This window comes from Pseudomonas sp. NPDC087614, assembly GCF_044743485.1.
Classification (GTDB): domain Bacteria; phylum Pseudomonadota; class Gammaproteobacteria; order Pseudomonadales; family Pseudomonadaceae; genus Aquipseudomonas; species Aquipseudomonas baetica_A.
Map to the genome: position 1 here is coordinate 83,154 of NZ_JBIUWN010000011.1, position 23,863 is coordinate 107,016.

Genomic DNA, 23,863 nt, shown 5'->3' on the forward strand with positions numbered 1-23,863 from the left:
GGCGCGAACATGTCCCAATCGTCTATTGCCGCCGCCTCTTCGGCCAACGCAGCGCGCCGTGGCAGTGCCACTTCGCGCAGAATCCTGATCGGCCTCGGCTGGCTGGTTTTCACGCTGTTTCTATTGTTGCCGCTGTTCATCGTGGTGTCCCAAGGCTTGAAGAATGGCCTTGGCGCATTCTTCACCGCGATCTTTGAACCGGATGCACTGTCGGCACTGAAGCTCACCGTGTTCGCCGTACTGATTTCGGTGCCGCTGAACCTGGTGTTCGGCGTCAGCGCGGCGTGGTGCGTGAGCAAGTACGCGTTCCGTGGAAAAAGCCTACTGGTGACGCTGATCGACCTGCCGTTCTCGGTGTCGCCGGTCATTGCCGGTCTGGTCTACGTGCTGATGTTCGGCGCTCAAGGCCTGTTCGGGCCGTGGCTGCAGGATCACGACATTCAGATCGTCTTTGCATTGCCGGGCATCGTGCTGGCGACGATTTTCGTCACCGTGCCGTTCGTGGCCCGTGAGCTGATTCCGTTGATGCAGGAACAAGGCACGCAGGAAGAGGAAGCCGCGCGTCTGCTCGGCGCCAATGGCTGGCAGATGTTCTGGCACGTCACGGTGCCCAACATCAAGTGGGGCCTGATCTATGGCGTGGTGTTGTGTACGGCGCGGGCCATGGGTGAGTTCGGTGCGGTGTCGGTGGTTTCCGGGCACATTCGCGGGGTGACCAACACCTTGCCGCTGCACGTCGAGATTCTCTACAACGAATACAACCATGTGGCCGCGTTCGCTGTGGCGAGCCTGTTGCTGATCCTGGCGCTCTTCATCCTGCTGGCCAAGCAGTGGAGCGAAAACCGTATCAACCGCCTGCGCGCCAGCGCCGCGGAGGAATAATTCATGTCGATCGAAGTGCGTAACGTCAGCAAGAATTTCAATGCGTTCAAGGCGCTGGACAACATCAGCCTGGACATTCAAAGCGGTGAACTGGTGGCGCTGCTCGGCCCATCCGGCTGTGGCAAAACCACCTTGCTGCGCATTATTGCCGGTCTGGAAACCCCGGATCAGGGCAACATCGTCTTTCACGGTGAAGACGTGTCCGGCCACGACGTGCGGGATCGCAACGTCGGTTTCGTGTTTCAGCATTACGCCTTGTTCCGCCACATGACGGTGTTCGACAACGTCGCGTTCGGCCTGCGCATGAAACCGAAAAACCAGCGCCCGAGCGAAAGCCAGATCGCGACCAAAGTTCATGAACTGCTGAACATGGTGCAACTGGATTGGTTGGCGGATCGTTACCCGGAGCAACTGTCCGGTGGTCAGCGTCAGCGCATTGCTCTGGCCCGTGCGTTGGCGGTGGAGCCCAAAGTGCTGTTGCTGGATGAGCCCTTCGGCGCCCTTGACGCCAAGGTGCGTAAAGAACTGCGCCGCTGGCTCGCGCGGCTCCACGAAGACATCAACCTGACCTCGGTGTTCGTGACTCACGACCAGGAAGAAGCGATGGAAGTCGCCGACCGCATCGTGGTGATGAACAAAGGCGTGATCGAGCAGATCGGCTCACCGGGCGACGTCTACGAAAACCCGGCCAGCGATTTCGTTTATCACTTCTTGGGTGATTCGAACCGTCTGCACTTGGGCGATGACAATCATGTGCTGTTCCGTCCCCATGAAGTGTCGCTGTCACGGCATGAGCTGGAGGATCATCACGCCGCCGAAGTCCGCGATATCCGGCCGTTGGGTGCGACCACGCGGGTGACGCTGAAGGTTGAGGGGCAGACGGATCTGATCGAAGCCGAAGTGGTGAAGGATCACGACAGCCTGACGGGGCTGGCCAAAGGGGAAACCCTGTTCTTCAAGCCGAAGGTCTGGCAGAAAATCGCCAGCCTCTAACGTCAAAAGCTTCGTCGCATCGCCGCCCGGAGCAAGCCCGCTCCCGCAGTGGGAACGCATTCCATTGTGGGAACGGGCTTGCTCGCGAAAGCGGTCTACACCGCCGCCCGATTCGGATTGACCCGCACCACCCCCGCTCGCGCCTCGATCTGCTCTTTCAGTTCATGGCGCATCCCGAGCATGAACGCCAGTTCGGCCACCACAAACAGCGGCCCGACAATCAGCCCCGAAATGTCATCGACAAACGCCGGTTTGCGGCCCTCGTAGTGATGGCCGACAAACTGGATCGCCCAGCCGATCACAAACATCGCCATACCGCTGCTCAGCCAGACCAGGGTGCTCTGCTGCGCCAGCACGTGCCCGGCCCAGACCGAAAGGCCCATCAGCACCGTCATCAAAAAACCGAGCTTCACTTCCAGGCGCAGGTAAAACCACGCCGAAGCCAGCGCCACGAGCACGGCTGGCGATAGCCACAACACCCCCACCGACCACTCGGGGCGCGACAGCAAAACAGCCACGGCCACTACAATCAGCGGAATGCCGATAAAGTGGCTGGCGATGTTGCGCGGATCACGGTGGTAGGCGGCGTATTGACTCAGGTGATCGACGAGGCTTTTCATTGTTGTTCCTCCTGTAGGGTGATCGCATCATGCCCAGGGTTCAGCGTTGGTACTGTCAGGCAGACGACAATCAGGAGTGTTCATGGATATGCGTTCACGGCTGCTGACCGGCCAGTGGTTCAGCCATCTGCCTGCGTCCTTTCAGGATAGTCTGCTGGCAGTGGCCCGGGAGCGGCGGCTGACGGCGGGGCAACGGCTGTTCCAGCGAGGTGATCCACCGTGCGGTTTGTACGCGGTACTCGACGGTGCCGTGCGCATCGGTGCGGTCAGCGAGCAGGGCAAGGAGGCGTTGCTGAGTCTGGTGGAAGCGCCGCACTGGTTCGGCGAAATCTGCCTGTTCGATGGCCAGCCACGCACTCACGATGCTTATGCGGTCGGGCCGTGCACCCTGCTGAATATCCCGCCTGCCACGCTGCTGAAAATCCTCGACGAACAGCCGGTGTACTGGCGGCATCTGGCGCTGCTGATGAGCCATAAACTGCGTCTTGCTTTCATCAATCTCGAACAGCTGAGTCTGCTGCCGGCCCCGGCACGACTGGCGCATCGATTGCTGATGATCGCCGAGGGCTACGGCGAACTCGGTGCGCCGCGCCGGGTGCTGCAACTGCCGCAGGAGCAGTTGGCGTCGATGCTGTCGCTGTCACGGCAGACCACCAACCAGATTCTCAAGGACTTGCAGGGGCAGGGGATTATCGGCCTTGGGTATGGCGAAATCGAGATCCTCGACGCCAAGCGATTGCGCGCCCTCGCCGCGATCTAGCGGGCAACCGAGCCCGCTCCCACATTTTTGATCTGTGTTGATTTCAGGACCCGCGATAGGTCGAGAAGCCGTAAGGGCTCAGCAGCAGCGGGATGTGGTAATGCTGGTCCGTCTGCTTCACTTCGAAAATCACCGGGATCTCCGGGAAAAACGTCTCGCGTCTGGTTTGCTTGAAATAATCGCCGGTCTTGAACACCACGCGGTATTCACCGGCCTCAAAAGGCTGTTTGGCCGGGAACAGTTCGCCGATGCGTCCCTGTTCGTTGGTGGTGCCTTCGGCCAATGGTTGCCAGTTCTGGCCGACGTGTTTTTCCAGCGTCACGTTGACACCCGCTGAGGGCAGGCCGTTTTCCAGATTGAGTACGTGGACGCTCAGTGGGTTGCCAGCGGCCAACGCCAGGCTGGAAAACGCGCTGAGGCCGAGGGCGGCGAACGTCATGCGCAAAGTTGTCATGATGAAGCTCCTTATTGGGGGCGGGTAATGGACAGGCCGGCCTTGTCGGCGGCGCGGATTGCACAGGTTTCGTCTTGCTCGCCACCGCCGGAACCGGCCACGCCCATGGCGCCGACCAGTTCATCACCGGCGAACAGCGCAATGCCGCCGCCCAGTAGCAGCAGTTCGTCGAGGGTATTGAGATTGGCGGTTTGCGGGTTGCTGCGAGCGCGTTCAGCGAACAGCCGGGTTGGGGTTTTGGTCGACAGCGCCGTGTAGGCCTTGCGCTGGCTGGCGGCAGTGTTGTGTGGGCCGACGCCGTCGCCGCGCATCGTCACCAACAAGTTGCCGCCACGGTCGAGGACCGACACCGTGCCGGTGCAATTGCGCTGCGCCGTATCGGCCAGCAGGCGTGCGGTTTTCAGGTCGAGGTCGGCGTGACGCGGCAGTTCGGGGGCAGCGAAAACGCTGCCGCTGAGGCCGAGGGCCAGGCTGGCTACAAGGTATTTGAGGGTCATGGACAGGCTCCGAAAGCGAAGGTCGCCACCTTATCCGCCCGTCTTCGTCAGAACCTCGTCAGTCTGATTACAAGTTTGTAATGGGCAACACCGCCGAAGGCGCCTAGCCTGTGTGCCTGATCAATCGAGGTGTGCCATGCGTTTGCTGGTCGTAGAAGATGAAGCCAAAACCGCGAACTTCCTCGCCAAGGGCCTGGGCGAGTCGGGATTTGCTGTGGACGTGGCGCTCAATGGCCTCGACGGGCGCTATTACATTGAGCAGCAGGAATATGACCTGATTATCCTGGACGTGATGCTGCCCGGCCTCAATGGCTGGCAATTGCTGCAACTGATCCGTCAGCGCGGCGCCACGCCGGTGTTGTTCCTCACCGCCAAGGACGCCATCGAAGACCGCGTGCGTGGCCTCGAACTGGGCGCCGACGACTACTTGCTCAAACCCTTCGCTTTCGCCGAACTGCTGGCGCGGGTGCGCACGCTGCTGCGACGCGGGCCGATGCGCGAAGCCGAGTCTTACAGCATTGCCGATCTGGAGATCGACGTCCTGCGCCGACGGGTCAGTCGGGGCGGCCAGCGTATCGCCCTGACCAACAAAGAATTCGCCCTGCTGCAACTGCTCGCCAGTCGCCAGGGCGAAGTGCTGTCGCGCACGCTGATCGCCTCGCAGGTGTGGAACCTGAATTTCGACAGCGACACCAACATGGTAGAAGTCGCGGTGCGTCGTCTGCGGGCGAAAGTCGATGATCCGTATATGCCGAAACTGATCCACACCGTGCGCGGGGTTGGCTATCAACTGGAAGCCCCTGACGATGCGCTCTAGGTCGATCGCCTGGCGCCTAGCGCTGGCGTTCGCCGTGGTCTGCGCGTTGGTGCTGAGCGCGATTGGCGTGTTCCTTTACCGCTCGCTCGCCGCGCAAATCGCCTACCGCGATGACTTGGCCTTGCTCGGGCGTCTGGAGCAAGTGCGCGCCTTGCTTGCCGACAGTGACAGCCTCGACGCTTTGCAGGCACGGCCGCGCCTGTACCAGAACATGCTCGGCAATCTCGACAGCCTCTTGCTGGTGCGCCGCGCCGATGGTGCGAACGTGATCGCCATCAACCCGCGTCACCGCGATTTGCCGCCGATCAACGCCATCGCCCGTGGGCAAACCCCGCAACGCCACGACGTGCTGACCTGGCAAGCACCGGACGGCGCCGAACTGGCCCTGCTGTCCGGCGAAGCGCAAGGGCCCAACGGCGAGTCGCTGACGGTGATCGCCGGTAAAGTGCTGAGTGAGCGCGAACAGATGCTCGCCAGCTATCGTTTGTGTTTGTATCTGGCGGTCGGCCTCGGTGCCGTGCTGGCCTTCAGTTTGGGATTGCTGTTGCTGCGCCGGGGCCTGCAACCGTTACGGCAATTGAGCGAAGCGTTACGCGGCATTGATCTGCGCAGCCTCGATCAACGTTTGCCCGTCGCCCGCACGCCCGCCGAACTGCTTGAGCCGGTACAGGCGCTCAACGGCATGCTGGCGCGTCTGGAGGACAGCGTGCAGCGCTTGTCGCAGTTTTCTGCCGATCTTGCCCACGAGATCCGCACACCGCTGCACACATTGCTGGCGAGCAACGGTCAGGCGCTGAATCACTCGCGCAGCGCATCGGAGTATCAGGACGTGCTGGCCTCGAACATGGAAGAGTTCGAACGGCTCAAACGCATGGCCGAAAACCTGATGTTCCTCGCCCGGGCCGAACAGGCCGAACGAGCGCTCGAGCGGCGTACGCTGGAGCTGCACGGCGTCGGCAGCGAACTGTGTGAATACTTCGAAGCCTTGGCCGATGACCGCCGCCTGCTGCTGGAAAACCAATTGCGCGGTGAACTGCACGCCGATCAACAACTGCTGCAACGTGCCCTCGGCAACCTGCTGGCCAATGCGGTGCGCCACGCCGATCCCGGCACCGTCATCAGCCTGCGCCGTCGCGATGAGCCGGGCTGGTGCTGGTTACAGGTTCACAACCTGGGGCCGGCCATCGCCTCTGAGCATCTGGGCAAACTGTTCGACCGCTTCTACCGCGTCGACCCGGCCCGCGCCGAGCCGGGTGATTCGGGCGGATTAGGGCTGGCGATTGTGCAATCGATCATGCAATTGCATGGCGGCCAGGTGCGGGTCAGTAGTGATGCGACGGGCACGGTGTTTGAGCTGGGCTTTGTGGTGATCTGACTGACGCCTTCGCGGGATTGCCCGCGAAGAGGCCAGTGAATCCAATAAAAATATCGCTCAGCGCAACCCATCCCGAAACTGCCCCGGCGTCAGCCCCGTCCAGCGCTTGAACGCGCGGCTGAAGCTGCTGGTGTCGGCGAAGCCGAGCAGGTAGCTGATCTCGCTCAATGAACACTGCGGATCACGCAAATGCTGCAGTGCAAGATTCTCGCGGCTCTCGTTGAGCAGCGTATCGAAGCGACAACCTTCATCCGCCAGATGCCGTTGCAGGCTGCGCAAGCTCAGGTGCAAGGCCTGGGCGATGCGTTCGGCGCCGGGCTCGCCTTCGGGCAGTTGTTCTTCGATGGCGTCGCGCACCTTGCGCTCCCAGGTCAGCGGCTGAAGCTGGGCCATGGTGCGTTTGAGTACCGCTTCGTTGTGTTCGGCCAGTTCCGGGTTGGCGTCGTCCAGGTGGCTGTCGAAGTCGGCGAGGGCGAACTCCAGGCGATCTTCGGCGGATGAGAAATGCACGGGGGCGCGGAAGACTTTGTGCCATTGATGCGCGTCCGCCGGCTCCGGGCGGCGCAAGTACACCGCCAGCGGTGCATAGTCACGCCCCAGGCGATTGCGGCAGGTGCGCACATAGATGGCGGCAAACGCGTCGATGGCTTCGAAGGCCGGCGCGGGATTGCCTGGCGGGACTTTCAGGCGGAACAGATAGCGGTCGTCGCTGCGGCGCAGATCCAGTTCCAGCGCATCGCTGACCACCGGGTGATAGCGCACGATGCGTTCGAATACCTCGCGCAAACTGCCACTGGCGACCAGCGCATAACCGAGCGCGTGGAAGGTGGTCGGGCTGACGAACCGCGACACCCGCAAACCAATCGCCGGATCACCGCTGACCTGCACCGCGATCTCCCACAGGCGTGTGGTGCCGGACAGTGGGTAGCGCGCGTTGGGGTCGTCCATCAACTGTGGATCAAGCCCGGCCTGTTGGCACAGGTCAGCGCTGTCCAGCCCCAGCGCATCGAGTTGCTTGCGCAAGGCACGGGTCCAACTGGCGAGGGAGGTCGGTTCCTTCATGCTGATTGGCGCTTCCGGTCAACAGGTTGGCGTGCACGGCTACCACGTTCGCAATCGGCACAGGGCAGGATGCGAGTATCAATGACCAGAGGATGGAAGCATGGACGGTACTTCTGCAAGTCCCCAGCGACACAATGCAGCCCAGCGATCAGCGCATATTCGCCAAGTGGTGCTGGCCAAAGGCGTGGAACTGCGCGAGCGCTACCCGATTCTCAAGCATCAGGATGCACTTGGGGCGGGGATTCTGGCCTTTGCCCTGGTCGGGATGATCGGTTCGGCGGCGCTGTACATCAGTGGCTACATGGCCTGGTGGGTGTGCCTGCTACTCAATGCGTTTTTTGCCTCGCTCACCCATGAGCTTGAGCACGACCTGATCCACAGCATGTATTTCCGCAAACAGCGCGTACCGCACAACGTGATGATGGGTCTGGTGTGGCTGGCGCGGCCGAGCACCATCAACCCATGGATTCGCCGACATCTGCACCTCAATCACCACAAAGTCTCCGGCACTGAGACCGACATGGAAGAGCGGGCGATCACCAATGGCGAGCCGTGGGGTTTTGCGCGGTTGCTGATGGTGGGCGACAACGTGATGTCGGCGTTTATCCGCCTGCTGCGGGCGAAAACCTGGGCGCATAAATTCAGCATCCTCAAACGCACGCTGAAGGTCTACGCGCCGCTGGCGCTGGTGCATTGGGGCGCCTGGTATGTGTTTCTCGGCTTTCATGCGGCCAATGGCATCGCCTACCTGATGGGGTCGCCGATTGAATGGTCGGCGACCACGTTGTCCGTGATGCAGGTGATTGATATCGCCGCCGTGGTGATCATCGGCCCGAATGTATTGCGCACGTTTTGCCTGCACTTCATCAGTTCGAACATGCATTACTACGGGGATGTCGAACCGGGCAATGTGCTGCAGCAATGTCAGGTGTTGAACCCATGGTGGTTGTGGCCGTTGCAGGCGTTCTGCTTCAACTTTGGCAGCAGTCACGGGATTCACCATTTTGTGGTGAAGGAGCCGTTCTACATTCGCCAGATGACCGTGCCAGTGGCGCACAAAGTGATGCGTGAGATGGGCGTGCGGTTCAATGATTTCGGAACGTTCGGGCGGGCCAATCGGTTTGTTCGCAAGGATGAGGTCGTGGTGTCGGGTGAGGCGGTGGAGGCCTGACAGTTGCTGTTACCCACCCTCTCCCAGAGGGAGAGGGGACTGATCTTGTAAATCGGTCTGATTTGAATGCGGATTACACCCAATCGTACTGCGGCGCGACAGGTTGAGACTCTCCTGAAGTGGGTGAAGATCAGTGTTTACTTGCCTTTGCTGGCTTCGAAGGCGCGCGCCGAGGTTGGTTTTAGAATCGATTTCGTACTGTACAAGTCGTGGTATGTTTGCGGTACGGGTTTTTTGCGGAGCAGGTGCAAACATCATGGTTTATCACGGTGCTCAACGATGAAGGCGATGACGCTGACTGGAGTGTAGACCGACTCTGAGTGTGGCCCGCAGATCCGTGCTGGCGGGGAGAGTGCGTCAATCAATAATGTAGATGTCGTCCAAAACGGCTCGGTCAAGGGACCAATCAAATTCAAGATTCATAAAACCGAAACCAAATTCGCGCGAAACGTTTATACGGTGGGGAGATGATGATGTGGCTGGCATCTGCACTTGGGCGACAGCGAAGTCGCCCGGGACGGGGATCACTCACTTATCGGTGATCACTGCGCGGTAAAAGAATTTTTGATTTTCCGGGGCCGTCTCCTTGGCAGGGTGCGGCCCTTTTTTATTTGCTCGCGCCGACCCATTTTCTATTTGATATTCGATATGGGTATTAATAAATAGCTTCTTATTCCTTAACGGATATAAATCCCCTCCCTATACTCGGTCAGCAACAGACACGCAGGAGAACGCCCCCATGCACAACGAATCAATTCGCTACCTGATTGTGCCGGGCTGGCAAGGATCGCCAGAAGATCATTGGCAGACCCACTGGCAGAACAGCCTGCCCAACAGCGCACGGGTGGAACAGGCCGACTGGCTGACCCCGCGCCGCGAGGACTGGGTTGGCGCACTGGCCGAGGCGATTGCTGCCGACAGCACGCCCGTCATCCTCATCGCGCACAGCCTGGGCTGCATCACCGTTGCCCACTGGGCCGCCACTGCGCCGCTGCAATACCTGCGTCAGGTGCGCGGTGCGTTGCTGGTCGCCCCGGCCGATGTCGAGCGTGCGACCTGCGCGCCGGCGCTGCGTAACTTCGCGCCGATTCCGAGTGATCTGCTGCCGTTCCCAAGCCAGGTCGTCAGCTCCGACAACGACGCCGCCGTCAGTGCGCCACGAGCGCTGGAACTGGCGCGTAACTGGGGCGCCGAGGCGGGGATTCTCGCTGGCGCCGGGCATATCAATGTGAAATCCGGGCATCAGCGTTGGGAACAGGGTTTTGCCTATCTCTATCGCCTGCAAACCCGCATGGAACAAAACGCTCGACGTCGCGCCTGATTTTTCTGTTTCTTGCAACGCCCCCGTCTGCTGGCGGTTGTGGGCGGGAGTCAGCCATGAGTATTGAAATGTTCGGTCAGCCATTGCTGACCTTTCCCGATGCGGAAAAAAGCCCCCTGAGCATTCGCGCCAAGGCGTTGGTGTTCGTCGATCCGCGCTCGCGGCAGTTGCGAGAAGAGTTGGAGCAACTGGCTTCGCGTTCGATTTCAGTATTGATTCGCGGTGAGACCGGAACGGGCAAGGAGTTGCTTGCCCGGCACATCCACCGCGCCAGTGATCGCAGCGGCTTGTTCGTGTCGGTCAATTGCGGCGCGATCAGCCCGACCTACGCCGATGCTGAACTGTTCGGCTACGCTGCCGGCAGTTACAGCGGTTCGGCCAGCAGTCGCGCAGGCTGGTTCGGTTCGGCCAATGGCGGCACCTTGTACCTCGATGAAATCGGCGACTTGCCGTTGCCGATCCAGATCAAATTGCTTGCCGCGCTGGAAACCCACGAAGTCACCCGCGTCGGTGCGCATCAGTCAGGCTCGGTGGATGTGCGTCTGGTGGCCGCGACCAGCATCGATCTGGCGCAAGCGGTGGACGCCGGGAAATTCCACGAACGGCTCTATCACTATCTCAGCGAGGGGCCGTTGGCATTGCCGGCGCTGCGCGAACGCATTGGCGACATTCTGCCGCTGGCTGAATATTTTCTCGGCATTTATAGCCAGCGACTGGGTCTGCCGGTGCCGTTGATCAGCGCAGCGGCGCAGCATGTGCTTGAGCAACACAATTGGCCGGGCAACACCCGCGAGTTGGAAAACGTCATTCACTTTGCCTTGCTGGTGAGCACCGGCGACGAGATTTTGCCGCAGCACCTGAACCTGCCCGAGGCGTCTGGGCCGCAGCTTCAGATCGAACGGCTGGTGACGCACATCGACATTGGCGGCAGCGTGGCCGAGCGCAAGACATTGAAAGAGTGGCTGATTAGCCTGAGTGAGAGGCTTTGAGCCGTGTAACTCTGTATGAACAAAATGGAATATGAAGCTGAATAAACGTTATTGTCCGGGAATAAAAAATCCCGGTATTGTCCGCTTCACGCCAGCGATAGCCCTTCACTGGCACCGCTATTAGATGCCGTCGTCGATGACGACCGTGATTTTCGATAAGGACACTGCATGAAAAAGGTTCTGTTGTTTACCGCATTGGCGGCTGCGCTGACGGCTTCCCTGGCCCAGGCCGGCGAGAAACTGGTGGTGGCGGCGACGCCGGTCCCACACGCTGAAATTCTTGAGCTGATCAAACCGACCCTCGCCAAAGAAGGCGTGGATCTGGAAATCAAAGTCTTCACCGACTACGTGCAGCCGAACGTGCAAGTGGGCGAGAAGCGCCTGGACGCCAACTACTTCCAGACCAAGCCTTATCTGGACAGCTTCAACGCCGGCAAATACAAGGACGACAAGTCCAAGTACCTGGTAACCGTGCAAGGTGTTCACGTTGAACCGTTCGGTGGCTACTCGAGCAAATACAAAACCCTGGCTGAACTGCCTGACGGCGCGACCATCGCCATCCCGAACGAAGGCAGCAACAGCGGCCGTGCGCTGATCCTGCTGCAGAAGGCTGGCCTGATCGAACTGAAAGACCCGAAAAACGCCCTGGCGACCCCAAAAGACATCGCCAAGAACCCGCATAACTTCAAGTTCAAGGAACTGGAGTCGGCCATGCTGCCGCGCGTTCTGAACGAAGTTGATCTGGACATGATCAATACCAACTACGCGTTGGAAGCCAAGTTGAACCCGACCAAGGACGCCCTGGTGATCGAAGGCGCCGACTCGCCTTACGTGAACTTCCTGGTGGCCCGTGAGGACAACAAGAACAGCGACGCCATCAAGAAACTGGCCGCTGCCCTGACCAGCCCGCAAGTCAAAGCGTTCATCGAGAAGAAGTACAACGGCGCGGTACTGCCGGCGTTCTGATTTGACGATTCGGCAAACCCCTTCCAGGGTTTGGATATGAAAACGCCGATGGCTGGAAATAGTCATCGGCGTTTTTGTGTGTGCTCAGTTTCCTCGCCCACCGAGAGAGGGCTGGGTGAGGTTGCTGTTGACCGTGATCTCAGACCGCCTGGGCCTTTAATGCCCTTCGCAACGCCACCAGCAATTTCACGATGTCCTGCGGATCCAGGCGCTGCGGCACTTTTAAGTCAGCCATATTCTCTTCCTTGTGATGGTTGGGCCGGGGGAGTCTGGCCAAAAGCTGTTCGTCCTTGGAGGCCTTTTTTGAAAAAAAGATCCTTCCTACAGCAAAAGGAAAAATAGCCTTGTTATTTGTTCTCCGCCAACACGTAAAACCGTTCGCGTGGGGATCAGCATCAGTCAGGCCAATTCCACGCCGGCTCATCCAGCACTCGCTGCCCGACAATCCCGGTCTGGCCCAGCGTCTTTTCCAGCACGATGCAGTTGCACTCCGGGTCTTGCTGCAACGCTGATATCAACCGCCGCGCATGGGACACCACCCATACCTGAGACTGCTCAGAGGCGCGGATAATCAAGCGTGCCAACGCCGGTAACAGATCCGGGTGCAGGCTGGTTTCCGGTTCGTTGAGCACCATCAGTGACGGCGGTCGCGGTGTCAGCAATGCCGCGACCAGCAGCAGATAGCGCAACGTTCCGTCCGACAACTCCGCCGCCGACAGCGGTCGCAACAACCCTTCCTGATAAAACTCGATGGCGAAACGTCCTCCCGCCAACGGAGCGATGTCGAGCCGTGCGCCGGGAAACGCATCGCTGATGGCGGTGCGCAGCGCTTCGGGATCACCGATTTCGACGATGGTCTGCAACGCCGCCGCCAGATCCCGGCCATCGTGATGCAACACCGGCGTGCGCGTGCCCAGTTGTGGCTGGCGCGCCGGGGCGTCGGCATCGCTGCGAAAGTGGTCATAAAAGCGCCAGCGCCGAATGAATTCGCGCATCTGGAACACTTCCGGTGAGCTGCGCAAGTTGCCGACCTGATCGAACAGGCTGTCGAAGTTCGGTGTGTGTTGCGCCAGCACGTCCCAGCGGCGGCCGTCGCGGGCGCGGATCATCGGGCCGTCGCGATCCACCAGCAGGCTGGCCGGGCGATACAGTGGCCCGGCCCAGATGCATTCCTTTTTGATTTCTGGATCAAGCGAGAAACAGGAGTGGGTTGGTGCAGGCAAGCCGAGGGCAATCGAATAACTGAAATCCTCCCCGGCAAAGCCCAGGCGCAGACGCTTCACGCCCTGGCGCACCGTCGGCTCGATCGCCACTTCGCCGTTGCGCATGCGCCGGCTGATGGTTTCCGGTCCGGCCCAGAAGGTTGAGTCCAGTCCGCCTTCGCGGGCCAGTGCGTTGACCACGCCACCCTGAGCGGTCTCCGCCAACAGGCGCAAGGCCCGATAGAGATTGGATTTGCCGCTGCCGTTGGGGCCAGTGATCAGGTTCAGACGGCCCAGCGGGATCACCAATTTATTGATTGAGCGGTAATTGGCCACCGCGAGGGTCTTGAGCATGGGGCTCCTCATTGATCGTTCCGGCGCTCGGCGTGGGAATGCCCCCGTGAACGACCGCAGGGAGTATAGGGATCGGGCATACAGACGCGGAACCCTGTTCTAAGCTCACAGTCGTATCGTCACTTGCACGTTCGTACACAGGAAGGAGTCTGCATGGCGAGTCCCGGATTGAAAACAGCAGTCATGCTGGGCCTGTTCACGTTGTTGACCGCTTGCGGCAAGAAAGAAGCGCCTGAGGACTACTTGCCACGGGTCTTTGTGCAAGTGGTGAAACCCGCCGAATACGCCGCCGCCGTGACCCTGACCGGTGACGTGCAGGCGCGGGTGCAGACCGAGTTGTCGTTCCGGGTCGGTGGCAAGATCATCCAGCGCATGGTCGATGTCGGTGACCGCGTCAGCGCCAGACAAGTGTTGGCCAAACTCGATCCCAAGGATTTGCAGACCAATGTCGACTCCGCCCAGGCGCAAGTGACCGCCGAACAGGCGCGGGTCAAGCAGACCGCGGCCGCGTTCGTGCGTCAGCAGAAACTGTTGCCCAAGGGTTACACCAGCCAGAGCGAATACGATTCCGCGCAGGCGGCATTGCGCAGTAGCCAAAGTGCGTTGAGCGCAGCGCAGGCGCAATTGGCCAATGCCAAAGATCAACTCAGCTACACCTCATTGATTGCCGATGCACCGGGCATCATCACCGAGCGTCAGGCCGAAGTCGGCCAGGTGGTTCAGGCGACTGCGCCGATCTTCACGCTGGCCCGCGACGGTGCTCGTGATGCGGTGTTCAACGTGTACGAGTCGCTACTGGCCGAGCGTCCTTCGGATCGTTCGATTGTGGTCAGCCTGCTGGATAACCCGGCGATCAAAACCACCGGCACCGTGCGCGAAATTACGCCGGCGGTGTCGGCGCAGTCCGGCACGGTGCAGGTCAAAGTCACCCTCGACAGCCTGCCGCCGGGCATGCAACTCGGTTCGGTGGTCAGCGCTACTGCCAAGGGCAGTGGCACGTCGGCGGTCGAACTGCCGTGGTCGGCGCTGACGAAAAAAGTCAGTGAACCGGCGGTGTGGATGGTCGACGATCAAGGTGAAGCGCAATTGCACACGGTCACGGTCGGCCGATACCTGACCGGCAAAGTCATCATCAGCGACGGCCTCAAGGGCGGCGAGAAGGTCATTGTGGCCGGTGGGCAGTTGTTGCATCCGGGCATCAAAGTCGAGATTGCCGAAAACACTTACAAGGATCTGCAACCGGGAGCACAGCCATGAAACGTCTGGGGCTGTTGTTCATGGCGGTGTTGTTGGCCGCGTGCTCGAAAAGCGAGCCGCCGCCGGAGCCGGTGCGTCCGGTGCTGTCGGTCAGGGTTCAAGCGCTGAACGAGGAGACCCTTGGGCGTTTTGCCGGCAGCATTCAGGCGCGTTACGAGAGCAACACCGGTTTTCGCGTGGGCGGGCGCATCGCCAGCCGTAACGTCGATGTCGGCGCCGAGGTTGAAAAGGGCACGCTGCTCGCCACCCTCGACCCCTCCGACCAGCAGAACCAATTGCGTTCAGCCCAGGGCGATCTGGCGCAGGTCCGGGCGCAATTGATCAACGCTCAGGCCAACGCCCGGCGTCAGCAAGCACTGTTTGATCGCGGGGTCGGTGCGCAAGCGCAACTGGACATCGCCAATACGGATCTGAAAACCACCCAGGCTTCGCTGGAGCAGGCGCAGGCGGCGGTCAATCAGAGCAAGGATCAACTTGGCTACACCCAGTTACGCGCCGATCACAAAGCCGTGGTCACCGCGTGGAACGCCGAGGCCGGGCAAGTGGTGACGGCCGGCCAGCAAGTGGTGACCCTGGCGCAGCCCGATATCAAGGAAGCGGTGATCGACCTGCCCGACACCCTGGTCGATCAGATCCCCCGCGACGTGGTGTTTCTGGTCGCTGCGCAACTCGACCCGAGCATCAACGCCACAGCGACCCTGCGCGAAATCGAGCCTCAGGCACAAAGCGCTACGCGCACCCGCCGCGCACGCTTGACCCTGGCCGATACCCCGAGCGGTTTGCGTCTCGGCACGGCGATCAGCGTGACCCTCAGCTCGGCGATCAAACCACGCATCGAATTGCCCGCCACGGCGATACAGGATGTCGATGGCCAATCGCGCGTCTGGGTGATCGACACCCAAAGCAAAACCGTCAGCCCTCGCGACGTTCGCGTGATCAGTCGCACCGACGGCACCGTGGTGCTGGCTGGCGGTGTGAAGAATGGTGAGCAGGTGGTCAGCGCCGGCGTCAACAGCCTCAAACCCGGACAATCCGTGAATCTTGACGAGGACAGTCAATGAAAGGCTCTTTCAACCTCTCCGAATGGGCCATCAAGCATCAGTCTTTCGTCTGGTATCTGATGTTCGTCGGATTACTCATGGGGGTGTTCTCGTACTTCAATCTGGGGCGTGAAGAAGACCCTTCGTTCACCATCAAGACCATGGTGATCCAGACCAAATGGCCGGGCGCGACCCAAGAGGAAACCCTCAAGCAGGTCACCGACCGCATCGAGAAAAAACTCGAAGAACTCGACTCCCTCGACTACGTGAAAAGCTACACGCGGCCAGGTGAATCAACGGTCTACGTGTACCTGCGCGACACCACCAGTGCCAAGGACATTCCGCAAATCTGGTACCAGGTGCGCAAGAAAGTCGACGATATTCGCGGCCAGTTTCCCAAAGGGATTCAAGGGCCTGGTTTCAACGATGAGTTCGGTGATGTCTACGGCTCGGTGTATGCGTTTACCACCGACGGCCTGACGATGCGCCAGTTGCGCGACTACGTGGAACAGGCCCGGGCGGAGATCCGTGATGTGCCGGGGCTGGGCAAGATCGAGATGGTCGGTCAGCAGGATGAAGTGATCTACCTGAACTTCTCCACGCGCAAACTGGCGGCGCTGGGCATCGATCAGCGTCAGGTTGTGCAAAGCCTGCAATCGCAAAACGCGGTGACCCCGGCAGGGGTGATCGAAGCCGGGCCGGAGCGGATTTCCGTGCGGACCTCGGGGCAGTTCGCCTCGGAGAAAGACCTGGCCGAGGTGAATCTCAAGCTCAATGACCGCTTCTACCGTCTGGCCGACATCGCCGACATCAGTCGCGGTTACGTCGACCCGGCCACGCCCGAGTTCCGCTTCAACGGCAAGCCGGCCATCGGGCTGGCCATTGCCATGCAGAAGGGCGGCAACGTTCAGGCCTTCGGCAAGGCCCTGCACGAGCGCATCGATCAGCTCACGGCAGACTTGCCGGTCGGTGTCGGCGTTCACACCGTGTCCGATCAGGCCGTGGTGGTGGAAGAGGCGGTCGGCGGTTTCACCAGCGCTTTGTTCGAAGCGGTGATCATCGTTTTGGTCGTGAGCTTCGTCAGCCTCGGCGTGCGCGCCGGTCTGGTGGTGGCGTGCTCGATTCCGCTGGTGCTGGCGATGGTGTTTGTGTTCATGGAATACAGCGGCATCACCATGCAGCGGATCTCCCTTGGCGCACTGATCATTGCCCTCGGCCTGCTGGTGGACGATGCGATGATCACCGTGGAGATGATGGTCACGCGCCTGGAGATGGGCGAGACCAAGGAGCAGGCCGCCACGTTCGCCTATACCTCGACGGCTTTCCCGATGCTCACCGGTACGCTGGTGACCGTGGCCGGGTTCGTGCCGATCGGTCTCAACGCCAGTTCGGCCGGTGAATACACCTTCACCCTGTTTGCGGTGATTGCGGTGGCGATGCTGGTGTCGTGGGTGGTGGCGGTGTTGTTTGCGCCGGTCATCGGTGTCCACATTCTCAGCGCCAATGTGAAACCCCATGAGGCCGAGCCCGGGCGTATCGGGCGGGCCTTCAACGGTGGTCTGCTGTGGTGCATGCGCAACCGCTGGTGGGCGATCGGCATCACCGTGCTGTTGTTCGCGCTGTCGGTGTTCTGCATGCGGTTTGTGCAGAACCAGTTCTTTCCCTCCTCGGATCGACCGGAAATTCTGGTCGACTTGAACCTGCCGCAGAACGCCTCGATCAACGAGACCCGCAAGGTCGTCGACAAACTGGAAGAAACCCTCAAGGGTGATCCGGACATCGTGCGCTGGAGCACTTATATCGGTCAGGGTGCGATCCGCTTCTATCTGCCGCTCGATCAGCAATTGCAAAACCCGTACTACGCACAACTGGTGATCGTCAGCAAAAATTTCGAATCACGCGAGGCCTTGAGTCAACGCTTGCGTGAGCGCTTGCGCAAAGATTTCGTCGGCATCGGCAGTTATGTCCAGGCACTGGAAATGGGCCCGCCGGTCGGGCGTCCGATCCAGTACCGGGTCAGCGGCAAAGACATCGATCAGGTGCGCAAGCACGCCATCGACCTGGCCACCGAACTGGACAAGAACGCGCACATCGGCGAGATCATCTATGACTGGAACGAGCCGGGCAAAGTCCTGCGCATCGACATCGCCCAGGACAAGGCCCGCCAACTCGGGCTGTCGTCCGAAGACGTGGCGAACGTGATGAACAGCATCGTCAGCGGCTCGCCATTGACCCAGGTCGATGATGATATCTACCTGATCAACGTCGTCGGTCGTGCGGTGGACTCCGAGCGGGGCACGCCAGAAACCCTGCAGAACCTGCAGATCGTCACGCCCAACGGCGCGTCGATTCCACTGCTGGCATTCGCCACGGTGCGGTATGAGCTGGAACAACCGCTGGTGTGGCGTCGCGACCGCTTGCCGACCATCACCATCAAGGCGTCGGTGCGCGACGAGATCCAGCCGACCGATCTGGTGAAACTGCTCAAACCGTCGATTGATGCCTTCGCCGACAAACTGCCGGTGGGCTACAAGGTCGCCACCGGCGGTACGGTCGAAGAAAGCGGCAAAGCTCAGGGGCCGATAGCCAAGGTTCTGCCGCTGATGCTGTTCCTGATGGCGACTTTCCTGATGATCCAGTTGCACAGCGTGCAGAAGATGTTTCTGGTGGCCAGTGTCGCGCCGCTTGGGCTGATCGGCGTGGTGCTGGCGCTGGTGCCGACCGGCACGCCGATGGGCTTCGTGGCGATCCTCGGGATTCTCGCGCTGATCGGCATCATCATCCGTAACTCGGTGATCCTCGTGACGCAAATCGATGAGTACGAGAGCAAAGGCTATGCGCCGTGGGATGCGGTGGTGGAGGCGACCGAGCATCGACGCCGGCCCATTCTGCTGACTGCGGCGGCGGCGAGCATGGGCATGATCCCGATCGCCCGGGAAGTGTTCTGGGGGCCGATGGCGTACGCGATGATTGGCGGGATCGTGGTGGCGACGCTGCTGACGCTGCTGTTCCTGCCGGCGCTGTATGTGGCCTGGTACAAGATTCGCGAGCCGAAGAAAGACGCTTCAACATCGGCCCGTTGAGGGCGCCTGTTACACCTTTGGGAACGGTCTGACTTACAACCATGATTTATTGCGTTACCGTCCCTCCTCCATTTGGAGGAGGACACCCGATGTCGACTGTCGCTTGCTGGCTGCGCCAACTGCTGTTGATGGCCGGCCTGTGCCTGTCGCCCTCATCGCTGGCCGAAACGCTGTTGGAAAACTCGCTGTGGCAGGTGCAGATCGACCCCGCGACGCTCGCGTTACGGGTCACCCCGGCCAACAGCGCGACCGTGCAGGCATCTTCGGGGGGGCAAGCGCACAAGGTCAGCCAACTGGTCAGACGCGGCAATCGCCTCGATTGGCAATGGGACGATGGCGCCTGGTCGCTCAGCGTAGAACTCGATCAGCGTGACCTGTCCTTCTCGATCACCGCGCGCGACCCCGCCGAACTGGAGTTCCTGCGCCAACCCGGCAGCGCCATGGGCAAAGGTCTGATCTGGCCACTGGCCGAAGGACATTACGTGCCCCGGGCTGATCCGGTGTGGCGACAGTTTTTGCTGGGGCAGGGCGAATTCAACACGACCCAGGACCTGAGCCTGCCGCTGTGGGGCGTTGAGCATGATGGGTTCAGCCTCAACTGGTTGCTGACCAACCCCTACAACAATCAACTGCTGTTCAGCGCTGACGGCGACACGCTGGCGTTGGCGGCGCGGCACCAATTCACTGCACTCGCCCCTTCAACGCCGCTGACCTTCAGCCTGTACCTGGGCGCGGCCGAGCCGTTGGCGGGGGCCAAGCGCTACCGGCAATGGCTGATCGATAACGGGCGCTACGAAACCCTGAACAGCAAACTTGAGAAAACCCCGCAGGCCAGCAAGTTGTTGGGTGCCAGTCATGTCTACCTGTGGGGCAATGATCTGCTGGGGTCAAAGGATGTGCGTAACTGGCCGGCACTGCTTGGCCAGTTACGCGGCCAGGGCGAGCTCGCCAGCGCGCTGCGCGCCGGGATGGATCGTGAGGCATTGCAACTGCTCGCCACCCAAACGGTGGTCAACCGCTACCAGCAAACCGTCCTGTTGCGCGGTCTCAACCGTGCGCTGGCCACGCAGGCGCGCAAAACCTGGCAGGCCCGCGCGCAGCCCGACATGCAAGCGCTGGTCGACGGGTACGCTGCGCTGCGTGCGCAGTTGGCCACTGAGTTTGTTGACGCCTTGACGGACGATCCTAAGCGTTGGGGCAGTACCTTGTCGCTCGATACCATCAAAGGCTTGCAGAGTGCCGGGCTGACACGCCTGTGGCTGGGGCTCGGCGAAGGCTGGGAGGGTGGACTCTGGCATCCTGAGGCGGTTCGCGCTGGCGTGGCGGCGGGGTATCTGATGGCACCGTACGACTCCTACGAGACGGCGCTGAGCCGTGACGAGAACCCGGACTGGACGACGGCGCACCTGGGGGACAAAGCCAACGTGGACTGCGCCATCGTGCTGCAAAGCGGTGAGCCGAAAACCGGCTTTCAGCAGTCGGGCCATTACACCGATCCTCGTTGCGTGCGCCCGTTGCTGGAGCAGCGAGTCAAAGCGGTCAGCGCTGCCGCTGGTTTCAACAGCTGGTTCCTCGACGCGTATGCCACGGGCATGGTGTTCGACAGCTATCGGCCGGGCTCGACGATGACCCAGGCGCAAAACGCTGAAGGTAACGTCCAGGCATCACGCTGGATCAATGAAACGCTGCAACTGCCCAGCGGTTCCGAGGACGGCAACGCGACGACGGCGCAGGGCGTGTTGTTCGCCCATGGTATGCAGACGCCCGTGATCGGATGGGGTGATGTCGACATGAGCAAGAACCGCGACTCCGAATACTTCACGGGCCAATGGTATCCACCCGAGCAACCGGCGGTGTTCTTCAAACCGGTGCCGATTAAAGCGCCGTATCGACGCATTCACTTTGATCCGGCCAGCCGTTTGCCGCTGTACCAGGCGGTGTTTCACGGCTCGGTCATCACCACGCATCACTGGTTGTTCGACAGCCTGAAGCTGAGCAACGTACGGGTAGAAAACGAACTCACGCAGTTGCTCTACAACGTGCCGCCGCTGTATCACCTGAGTGCGGCGACGCTGGCGCAGCGCTTACCTTTGATTGCGCGGCAGGATGCGTTTTTCCGCCCGCTGCATGAGCGGCTGGCCACTCAGGCACTCACCGGTTTCCAATGGCTGAGCGAGGATCGGCAGGTGCAGCAGACTTCATTTGAAGACGGCACTCGACTGCTGGCCAATTTTGATCAGGCATCGCGTGAAGTGCAGGGGCAGACCTTGCCCGGCGAGAGCATCACGGTGTTGACGCCCGACGGCGCCGTCAGCCACTACCGGGTGCAGGCTGCTCCCTGACTCAGGCCTTGCGCCAGACGCTGGCCAGCCAGGGTTGTTGCTCGCGTGGCAGCCCGGCCGGGCGGAAGTAATGTTCCAGTTCGACGAACCCGGCCGTGGTAAGCAACCGGCGCCACGCCTCAAGGTCGTGATACGCGCCATACCGCGGCCCGTTCCAGCCCTCGCTGTTATCCCCGCGTGGATTGGAGCTGAACAGCACGCCACCGGGTTTCAGTGCGTTGCGCAACTGCTGCAATACCCGTGGCAACTCCTGCAAGGGCACATGAAAGAGCACGGCGTTGGCGAAAACACCATCGAAGCGCTCTGAAGGCAGATCGAGTTTCAAAAAGTCCTGCTGCAAGACCTCGCAACCGCTGTCCTCGCGGGCCATGCGCGCAAACTCCTGCGAGCCGTCGAGGCCGACCGCGACGTGGCCCAAACGTGTGAACGTCTGCAAATCCCGCCCTGGGCCGCAGCCGAAATCAAGAATGGTGAACGGCGCGGCACCCTGAATGTGCCGCAACAGCGCATCAATGTTCTGGCTGACATCGTGATCGCGCGTGCCTTCGCGAAAGTCTTCGGCCACCGAGTTGTAGTGGCCGAGGGTGGTGGCGGTGATCTGTTGAAGGTCGGAGGGCGTCTGCTTCATGGCTGGGCTGCGTGGGGCGATGGAGGTTTGGCGAATATACGCCATCAGGCGGGGGGCTGCTGCGCAACTCATCGCCACACACAGGAGCACGCATTCCAACTGTGCGAGCCTGCCCGCGAAAGCGGTTTTACTGGCGACAAAGTACTTCAGCCAGAAGGTTTCATCCCCAGACAATCAATCGAACGATCCACCATCGTCTTGGCCATCTTCAGCAAATGCCAGACCGAAAACACCCTGGCCCGGTCCGCGCCTTTCAGATGACAAAGGAAAGGGAACAGGCCTGTAGGCTCTCTGATTTTCCTGTGCGAAATTTTTCCTTCTCGGTGTGAATCGCTACTCACGGCAAAGCATAAAACCCCAACGTCTGTGCAATACATATGTACCGCACCGCGTTGTCCGCTTCGGGATGTAATGACGCCTGCGCGATAGACGACTGTCGCGATGTCTGCCCGGTTTTTTTTAAGGGGAGATTCACTTAGAAAAAAGGATTTTTTCATGAGCATTGTTCGCAAACCCGCTACTACCTCGTCGACCATCCGTAGCCCGGCAGACGTAGATTCACCCCGCAGAAGACCCGGCAATCCGCTGGACGGAGATGGGCCTGCGATAAAGAATTTTCGCCCTGATGCGGAGCAAGCACACATGGAGGTTGCCCGCGACCCTGGCGCGTCGGTTCCTGCAGTCCCGGCCGTTACGATTACCCCATTGCTGTCTGCCGGGATTTTGCCTGTTCGCCCCGAGGTTAAAACACTTGAACACTATCTGTTGAAACCTCCGGAGAAACTGGCTGAGGCCAATGCTCAAGGCTTCAGGGTGGTCAAGGGGCGGCTGTACGTCGATATCGCGCCCGGCAAGATCGCCCAGGTCAGGCGAGACCGGACGAGCGGAGAGTATCGAGCGACCCTGTTGTCTGAACTGGAGCCCTCGGGTCCGGTACTGTTTTTCGAGCCGCAAAGCAAAACCTGGAAACTGGAACGCGACCGCATTCATACCGGCAAGGATGACGTGTTTGAGCTCGGACTCGACGCGGGCACCACTCTGGTGGCGCGTGGGTTGCGGCAATTTCCTGCGGAGCAGGCAGCCATTATCCGCTCGGAGTTGCGAGTGGTCCAAAGCACGTTCTCTGATGCCAGTCGGGCAATCGCGCTGAAATACCAGGAAGCCGATGCCGTCTACGAAAGCTACTTTGGGACCGACCACCAAAGCGTTTCGCCGCGATTCTCTGAGTGCGTCTCGCGAGGATTGGCAGTTTCCAAAGAGTATCAAGGGTTTTGGGGGGACGATAAATTCCTGGGGGTTGATACTGCCGGCAATCACTTGGCCTGGATGTACAAAGGTGATTTCCATGGCCGGGTGTTCATCAATCGCAAATACCTGCGCGCCGGGGCGTTGAGCCTGACGCTGGGCCATGAAATGTTGCACACCAACAGAATCGATCGGTTCGCGGCCATCGGACCCAACGCGTCGGATTATTTCTACCTGGGCGTCGAGGCGCGTGCTTTTCTGACATCGGAACCGCTAACCGTTTACGACGTTCCGGAGCGCGGTGTTTCCGAGGTCATCATGCGCGGTGGACTGACAGCCGAATATTTGAATGTCTTTATGAACGACCACAGTGAGTTCCTGTCGGGGGTCAGCCATTACCTGGGAATGCGCGACGTTCCGGATCTTCAGACGGCCGTTGATCTCTTCAATGCAAACCCGCAGATGCGCGCGCACATGGCCGCCAATAATGCTGACAGCATTATCTGCGCGACAAAAAGCATGCAAGAGTTGCATCGAAGCAAAACTGAATATGCATGGCTCGACAGCCTGATCGAGGATCTTTGAGTTGAATTGGGCGGCGCCGACTCTGTACCTGTTAGTTCTTACAGTATCGGCGCGAGCCAAAAGCGTTCAGTCTTCACCCATGTGTATGACGGACGCCGCCGACCATGATTGTTCACCACGACACCGCCACGCCGACGCTGTCGGTCATGGACTCTCGCTCGCAGGTGATCCGCCGCGTCGGCTATTGCCGACATCCGGACCAGCCCGACATCGACCCGCG

At 60.5% G+C, this 23,863-nt stretch carries 21 protein-coding genes; 14 read left to right on the plus strand and 7 right to left on the minus strand.

The window, feature by feature from the left end; genetic code table 11:
- Window positions 1-9 precede the first annotated feature (9 nt).
- Entirely contained in the window at window positions 10-882 is an 873-nt protein-coding gene (gene cysW / locus ACIOWA_RS06935; protein WP_339431603.1) for a sulfate ABC transporter permease subunit CysW, read from the plus strand.
- Between the two features lie 3 nt (window positions 883-885).
- Window positions 886-1,875: a sulfate ABC transporter ATP-binding protein gene (locus ACIOWA_RS06940; protein ID WP_339431602.1), complete on the plus strand. Its 990-nt coding sequence runs from the start codon at window positions 886-888 to the stop codon at window positions 1,873-1,875.
- 95 nt (window positions 1,876-1,970) lie between these two features.
- On the opposite strand, the gene ACIOWA_RS06945 is transcribed toward ACIOWA_RS06940, so the two are convergent.
- On the minus strand, window positions 1,971-2,495 hold the full coding sequence (locus ACIOWA_RS06945) for a DUF962 domain-containing protein (protein WP_401158947.1): 525 nt from the start codon (window positions 2,493-2,495) through the stop codon (window positions 1,971-1,973).
- Window positions 2,496-2,577: 82 nt separating this feature from the next.
- Here ACIOWA_RS06945 and ACIOWA_RS06950 point away from each other — a divergent pair, with 82 nt between their 5' ends.
- Window positions 2,578-3,255: a Crp/Fnr family transcriptional regulator gene (locus ACIOWA_RS06950; protein WP_339431600.1), complete on the plus strand. Its 678-nt coding sequence runs from the start codon at window positions 2,578-2,580 to the stop codon at window positions 3,253-3,255.
- 43 nt (window positions 3,256-3,298) lie between these two features.
- Here ACIOWA_RS06950 and uraH read toward each other — a convergent pair whose 3' ends face one another.
- Complete coding sequence (uraH, locus tag ACIOWA_RS06955; RefSeq protein WP_339431599.1) at window positions 3,299-3,709, minus strand: hydroxyisourate hydrolase; 411 nt, start codon at window positions 3,707-3,709, stop codon at window positions 3,299-3,301.
- 11 nt (window positions 3,710-3,720) lie between these two features.
- Window positions 3,721-4,206, minus strand: coding sequence for a heme-binding protein (locus ACIOWA_RS06960; protein WP_339431598.1), 486 nt, complete (start codon window positions 4,204-4,206; stop codon window positions 3,721-3,723).
- Window positions 4,207-4,342: 136 nt separating this feature from the next.
- Between ACIOWA_RS06960 and ACIOWA_RS06965 the strand changes: the two genes are divergently transcribed.
- Complete coding sequence (locus ACIOWA_RS06965; RefSeq protein ID WP_339431597.1) at window positions 4,343-5,023, plus strand: heavy metal response regulator transcription factor; 681 nt, start codon at window positions 4,343-4,345, stop codon at window positions 5,021-5,023.
- A complete protein-coding gene (locus tag ACIOWA_RS06970; RefSeq protein ID WP_401158950.1) occupies window positions 5,013-6,398 on the plus strand; it encodes a heavy metal sensor histidine kinase in 1,386 nt (461 codons plus the stop codon). Before ACIOWA_RS06965 ends, ACIOWA_RS06970 begins: the two co-directional genes overlap by 11 nt.
- Window positions 6,399-6,455: 57 nt before the next feature.
- Here the strand turns inward: ACIOWA_RS06970 and ACIOWA_RS06975 are convergent, their stop codons facing one another.
- Window positions 6,456-7,460, minus strand: a complete 1,005-nt coding sequence (locus ACIOWA_RS06975; protein WP_401158952.1) for an AraC family transcriptional regulator — start codon at window positions 7,458-7,460, stop codon at window positions 6,456-6,458.
- A gap of 100 nt (window positions 7,461-7,560) precedes the next feature.
- On the opposite strand from ACIOWA_RS06975, the gene ACIOWA_RS06980 reads away from it, so the two are divergent.
- From ACIOWA_RS06980 to ACIOWA_RS06995, 4 genes are all read left to right on the plus strand, one after another.
- A complete protein-coding gene (locus ACIOWA_RS06980; RefSeq protein ID WP_401158954.1) occupies window positions 7,561-8,631 on the plus strand; it encodes a fatty acid desaturase in 1,071 nt (356 codons plus the stop codon).
- A 739-nt stretch (window positions 8,632-9,370) separates the two neighbouring features.
- A complete protein-coding gene (locus ACIOWA_RS06985) occupies window positions 9,371-9,952 on the plus strand; it encodes an alpha/beta hydrolase (protein ID WP_401158955.1) in 582 nt (193 codons plus the stop codon).
- Window positions 9,953-10,008: 56 nt separating this feature from the next.
- Entirely contained in the window at window positions 10,009-10,941 is a 933-nt protein-coding gene (locus ACIOWA_RS06990) for a sigma 54-interacting transcriptional regulator (protein WP_401158957.1), read from the plus strand.
- A 168-nt stretch (window positions 10,942-11,109) separates the two neighbouring features.
- Entirely contained in the window at window positions 11,110-11,907 is a 798-nt protein-coding gene (locus ACIOWA_RS06995; RefSeq protein WP_339431591.1) for a MetQ/NlpA family ABC transporter substrate-binding protein, read from the plus strand.
- A gap of 395 nt (window positions 11,908-12,302) precedes the next feature.
- On the opposite strand, the gene ACIOWA_RS07000 is transcribed toward ACIOWA_RS06995, so the two are convergent.
- Window positions 12,303-13,463 (minus strand): AAA family ATPase, encoded by a 1,161-nt coding sequence (locus ACIOWA_RS07000; protein WP_339431590.1) that lies wholly within the window; start codon window positions 13,461-13,463, stop codon window positions 12,303-12,305.
- A gap of 153 nt (window positions 13,464-13,616) precedes the next feature.
- Here ACIOWA_RS07000 and ACIOWA_RS07005 point away from each other — a divergent pair, with 153 nt between their 5' ends.
- The 4 genes from ACIOWA_RS07005 (at window position 13,617) to ACIOWA_RS07020 (ending at window position 21,185) form a co-directional block, all read left to right on the plus strand.
- Window positions 13,617-14,720, plus strand: coding sequence for an efflux RND transporter periplasmic adaptor subunit (locus tag ACIOWA_RS07005; RefSeq protein ID WP_339431589.1), 1,104 nt, complete (start codon window positions 13,617-13,619; stop codon window positions 14,718-14,720).
- Window positions 14,717-15,781 carry an efflux RND transporter periplasmic adaptor subunit gene (locus tag ACIOWA_RS07010; RefSeq protein ID WP_339463951.1) on the plus strand — a complete coding sequence of 355 codons (1,065 nt, stop codon included), beginning with the start codon at window positions 14,717-14,719 and terminating at the stop codon, window positions 15,779-15,781. The genes ACIOWA_RS07005 and ACIOWA_RS07010 overlap by 4 nt, the downstream gene beginning before the upstream one ends.
- Window positions 15,778-18,843, plus strand: coding sequence for an efflux RND transporter permease subunit (locus ACIOWA_RS07015; protein WP_339431587.1), 3,066 nt, complete (start codon window positions 15,778-15,780; stop codon window positions 18,841-18,843). Before ACIOWA_RS07010 ends, ACIOWA_RS07015 begins: the two co-directional genes overlap by 4 nt.
- Before the next feature lie 89 nt (window positions 18,844-18,932).
- Window positions 18,933-21,185 carry a glycoside hydrolase gene (locus ACIOWA_RS07020; RefSeq protein ID WP_339431586.1) on the plus strand — a complete coding sequence of 751 codons (2,253 nt, stop codon included), beginning with the start codon at window positions 18,933-18,935 and terminating at the stop codon, window positions 21,183-21,185.
- Window position 21,186: 1 nt separating this feature from the next.
- Here the strand turns inward: ACIOWA_RS07020 and ACIOWA_RS07025 are convergent, their stop codons facing one another.
- Window positions 21,187-21,813, minus strand: a complete 627-nt coding sequence (locus tag ACIOWA_RS07025) for a methyltransferase domain-containing protein (protein ID WP_339431585.1) — start codon at window positions 21,811-21,813, stop codon at window positions 21,187-21,189.
- A gap of 146 nt (window positions 21,814-21,959) precedes the next feature.
- Window positions 21,960-22,310: a hypothetical protein gene (locus ACIOWA_RS07030; RefSeq protein ID WP_339431584.1), complete on the minus strand. Its 351-nt coding sequence runs from the start codon at window positions 22,308-22,310 to the stop codon at window positions 21,960-21,962.
- On the opposite strand from ACIOWA_RS07030, the gene ACIOWA_RS07035 reads away from it, so the two are divergent.
- Complete coding sequence (locus ACIOWA_RS07035; protein WP_401158962.1) at window positions 22,309-23,643, plus strand: hypothetical protein; 1,335 nt, start codon at window positions 22,309-22,311, stop codon at window positions 23,641-23,643. The two genes, ACIOWA_RS07030 and ACIOWA_RS07035, sit on opposite strands and share 2 nt — an antisense overlap.
- Window positions 23,644-23,863 lie beyond the last annotated feature (220 nt).

Excerpts from the sequence above, each read along its gene's own strand:
- cysW (WP_339431603.1), top strand. The coding sequence starts at position 10 with ATGTCCCAATCGTCTATTGCCGCCGCCTCTTCGGCCAACGCAGCGCGC.
- ACIOWA_RS06940 (WP_339431602.1), top strand. The coding sequence starts at position 886 with ATGTCGATCGAAGTGCGTAACGTCAGCAAGAATTTCAATGCGTTCAAG.
- ACIOWA_RS06945 (WP_401158947.1), bottom strand. The coding sequence starts at position 2,495 with ATGAAAAGCCTCGTCGATCACCTGAGTCAATACGCCGCCTACCACCGT.
- ACIOWA_RS06950 (WP_339431600.1), top strand. The coding sequence starts at position 2,578 with ATGGATATGCGTTCACGGCTGCTGACCGGCCAGTGGTTCAGCCATCTG.
- uraH (WP_339431599.1), bottom strand. The coding sequence starts at position 3,709 with ATGACAACTTTGCGCATGACGTTCGCCGCCCTCGGCCTCAGCGCGTTT.
- ACIOWA_RS06960 (WP_339431598.1), bottom strand. The coding sequence starts at position 4,206 with ATGACCCTCAAATACCTTGTAGCCAGCCTGGCCCTCGGCCTCAGCGGC.
- ACIOWA_RS06965 (WP_339431597.1), top strand. The coding sequence starts at position 4,343 with ATGCGTTTGCTGGTCGTAGAAGATGAAGCCAAAACCGCGAACTTCCTC.
- ACIOWA_RS06970 (WP_401158950.1), top strand. The coding sequence starts at position 5,013 with ATGCGCTCTAGGTCGATCGCCTGGCGCCTAGCGCTGGCGTTCGCCGTG.
- ACIOWA_RS06975 (WP_401158952.1), bottom strand. The coding sequence starts at position 7,460 with ATGAAGGAACCGACCTCCCTCGCCAGTTGGACCCGTGCCTTGCGCAAG.
- ACIOWA_RS06980 (WP_401158954.1), top strand. The coding sequence starts at position 7,561 with ATGGACGGTACTTCTGCAAGTCCCCAGCGACACAATGCAGCCCAGCGA.
- ACIOWA_RS06985 (WP_401158955.1), top strand. The coding sequence starts at position 9,371 with ATGCACAACGAATCAATTCGCTACCTGATTGTGCCGGGCTGGCAAGGA.
- ACIOWA_RS06990 (WP_401158957.1), top strand. The coding sequence starts at position 10,009 with ATGAGTATTGAAATGTTCGGTCAGCCATTGCTGACCTTTCCCGATGCG.
- ACIOWA_RS06995 (WP_339431591.1), top strand. The coding sequence starts at position 11,110 with ATGAAAAAGGTTCTGTTGTTTACCGCATTGGCGGCTGCGCTGACGGCT.
- ACIOWA_RS07000 (WP_339431590.1), bottom strand. The coding sequence starts at position 13,463 with ATGCTCAAGACCCTCGCGGTGGCCAATTACCGCTCAATCAATAAATTG.
- ACIOWA_RS07005 (WP_339431589.1), top strand. The coding sequence starts at position 13,617 with ATGGCGAGTCCCGGATTGAAAACAGCAGTCATGCTGGGCCTGTTCACG.
- ACIOWA_RS07010 (WP_339463951.1), top strand. The coding sequence starts at position 14,717 with ATGAAACGTCTGGGGCTGTTGTTCATGGCGGTGTTGTTGGCCGCGTGC.
- ACIOWA_RS07015 (WP_339431587.1), top strand. The coding sequence starts at position 15,778 with ATGAAAGGCTCTTTCAACCTCTCCGAATGGGCCATCAAGCATCAGTCT.
- ACIOWA_RS07020 (WP_339431586.1), top strand. The coding sequence starts at position 18,933 with ATGTCGACTGTCGCTTGCTGGCTGCGCCAACTGCTGTTGATGGCCGGC.
- ACIOWA_RS07025 (WP_339431585.1), bottom strand. The coding sequence starts at position 21,813 with ATGAAGCAGACGCCCTCCGACCTTCAACAGATCACCGCCACCACCCTC.
- ACIOWA_RS07035 (WP_401158962.1), top strand. The coding sequence starts at position 22,309 with ATGAGCATTGTTCGCAAACCCGCTACTACCTCGTCGACCATCCGTAGC.
- ACIOWA_RS07030 (WP_339431584.1), bottom strand. The coding sequence starts at position 22,310 with ATGAAAAAATCCTTTTTTCTAAGTGAATCTCCCCTTAAAAAAAACCGG.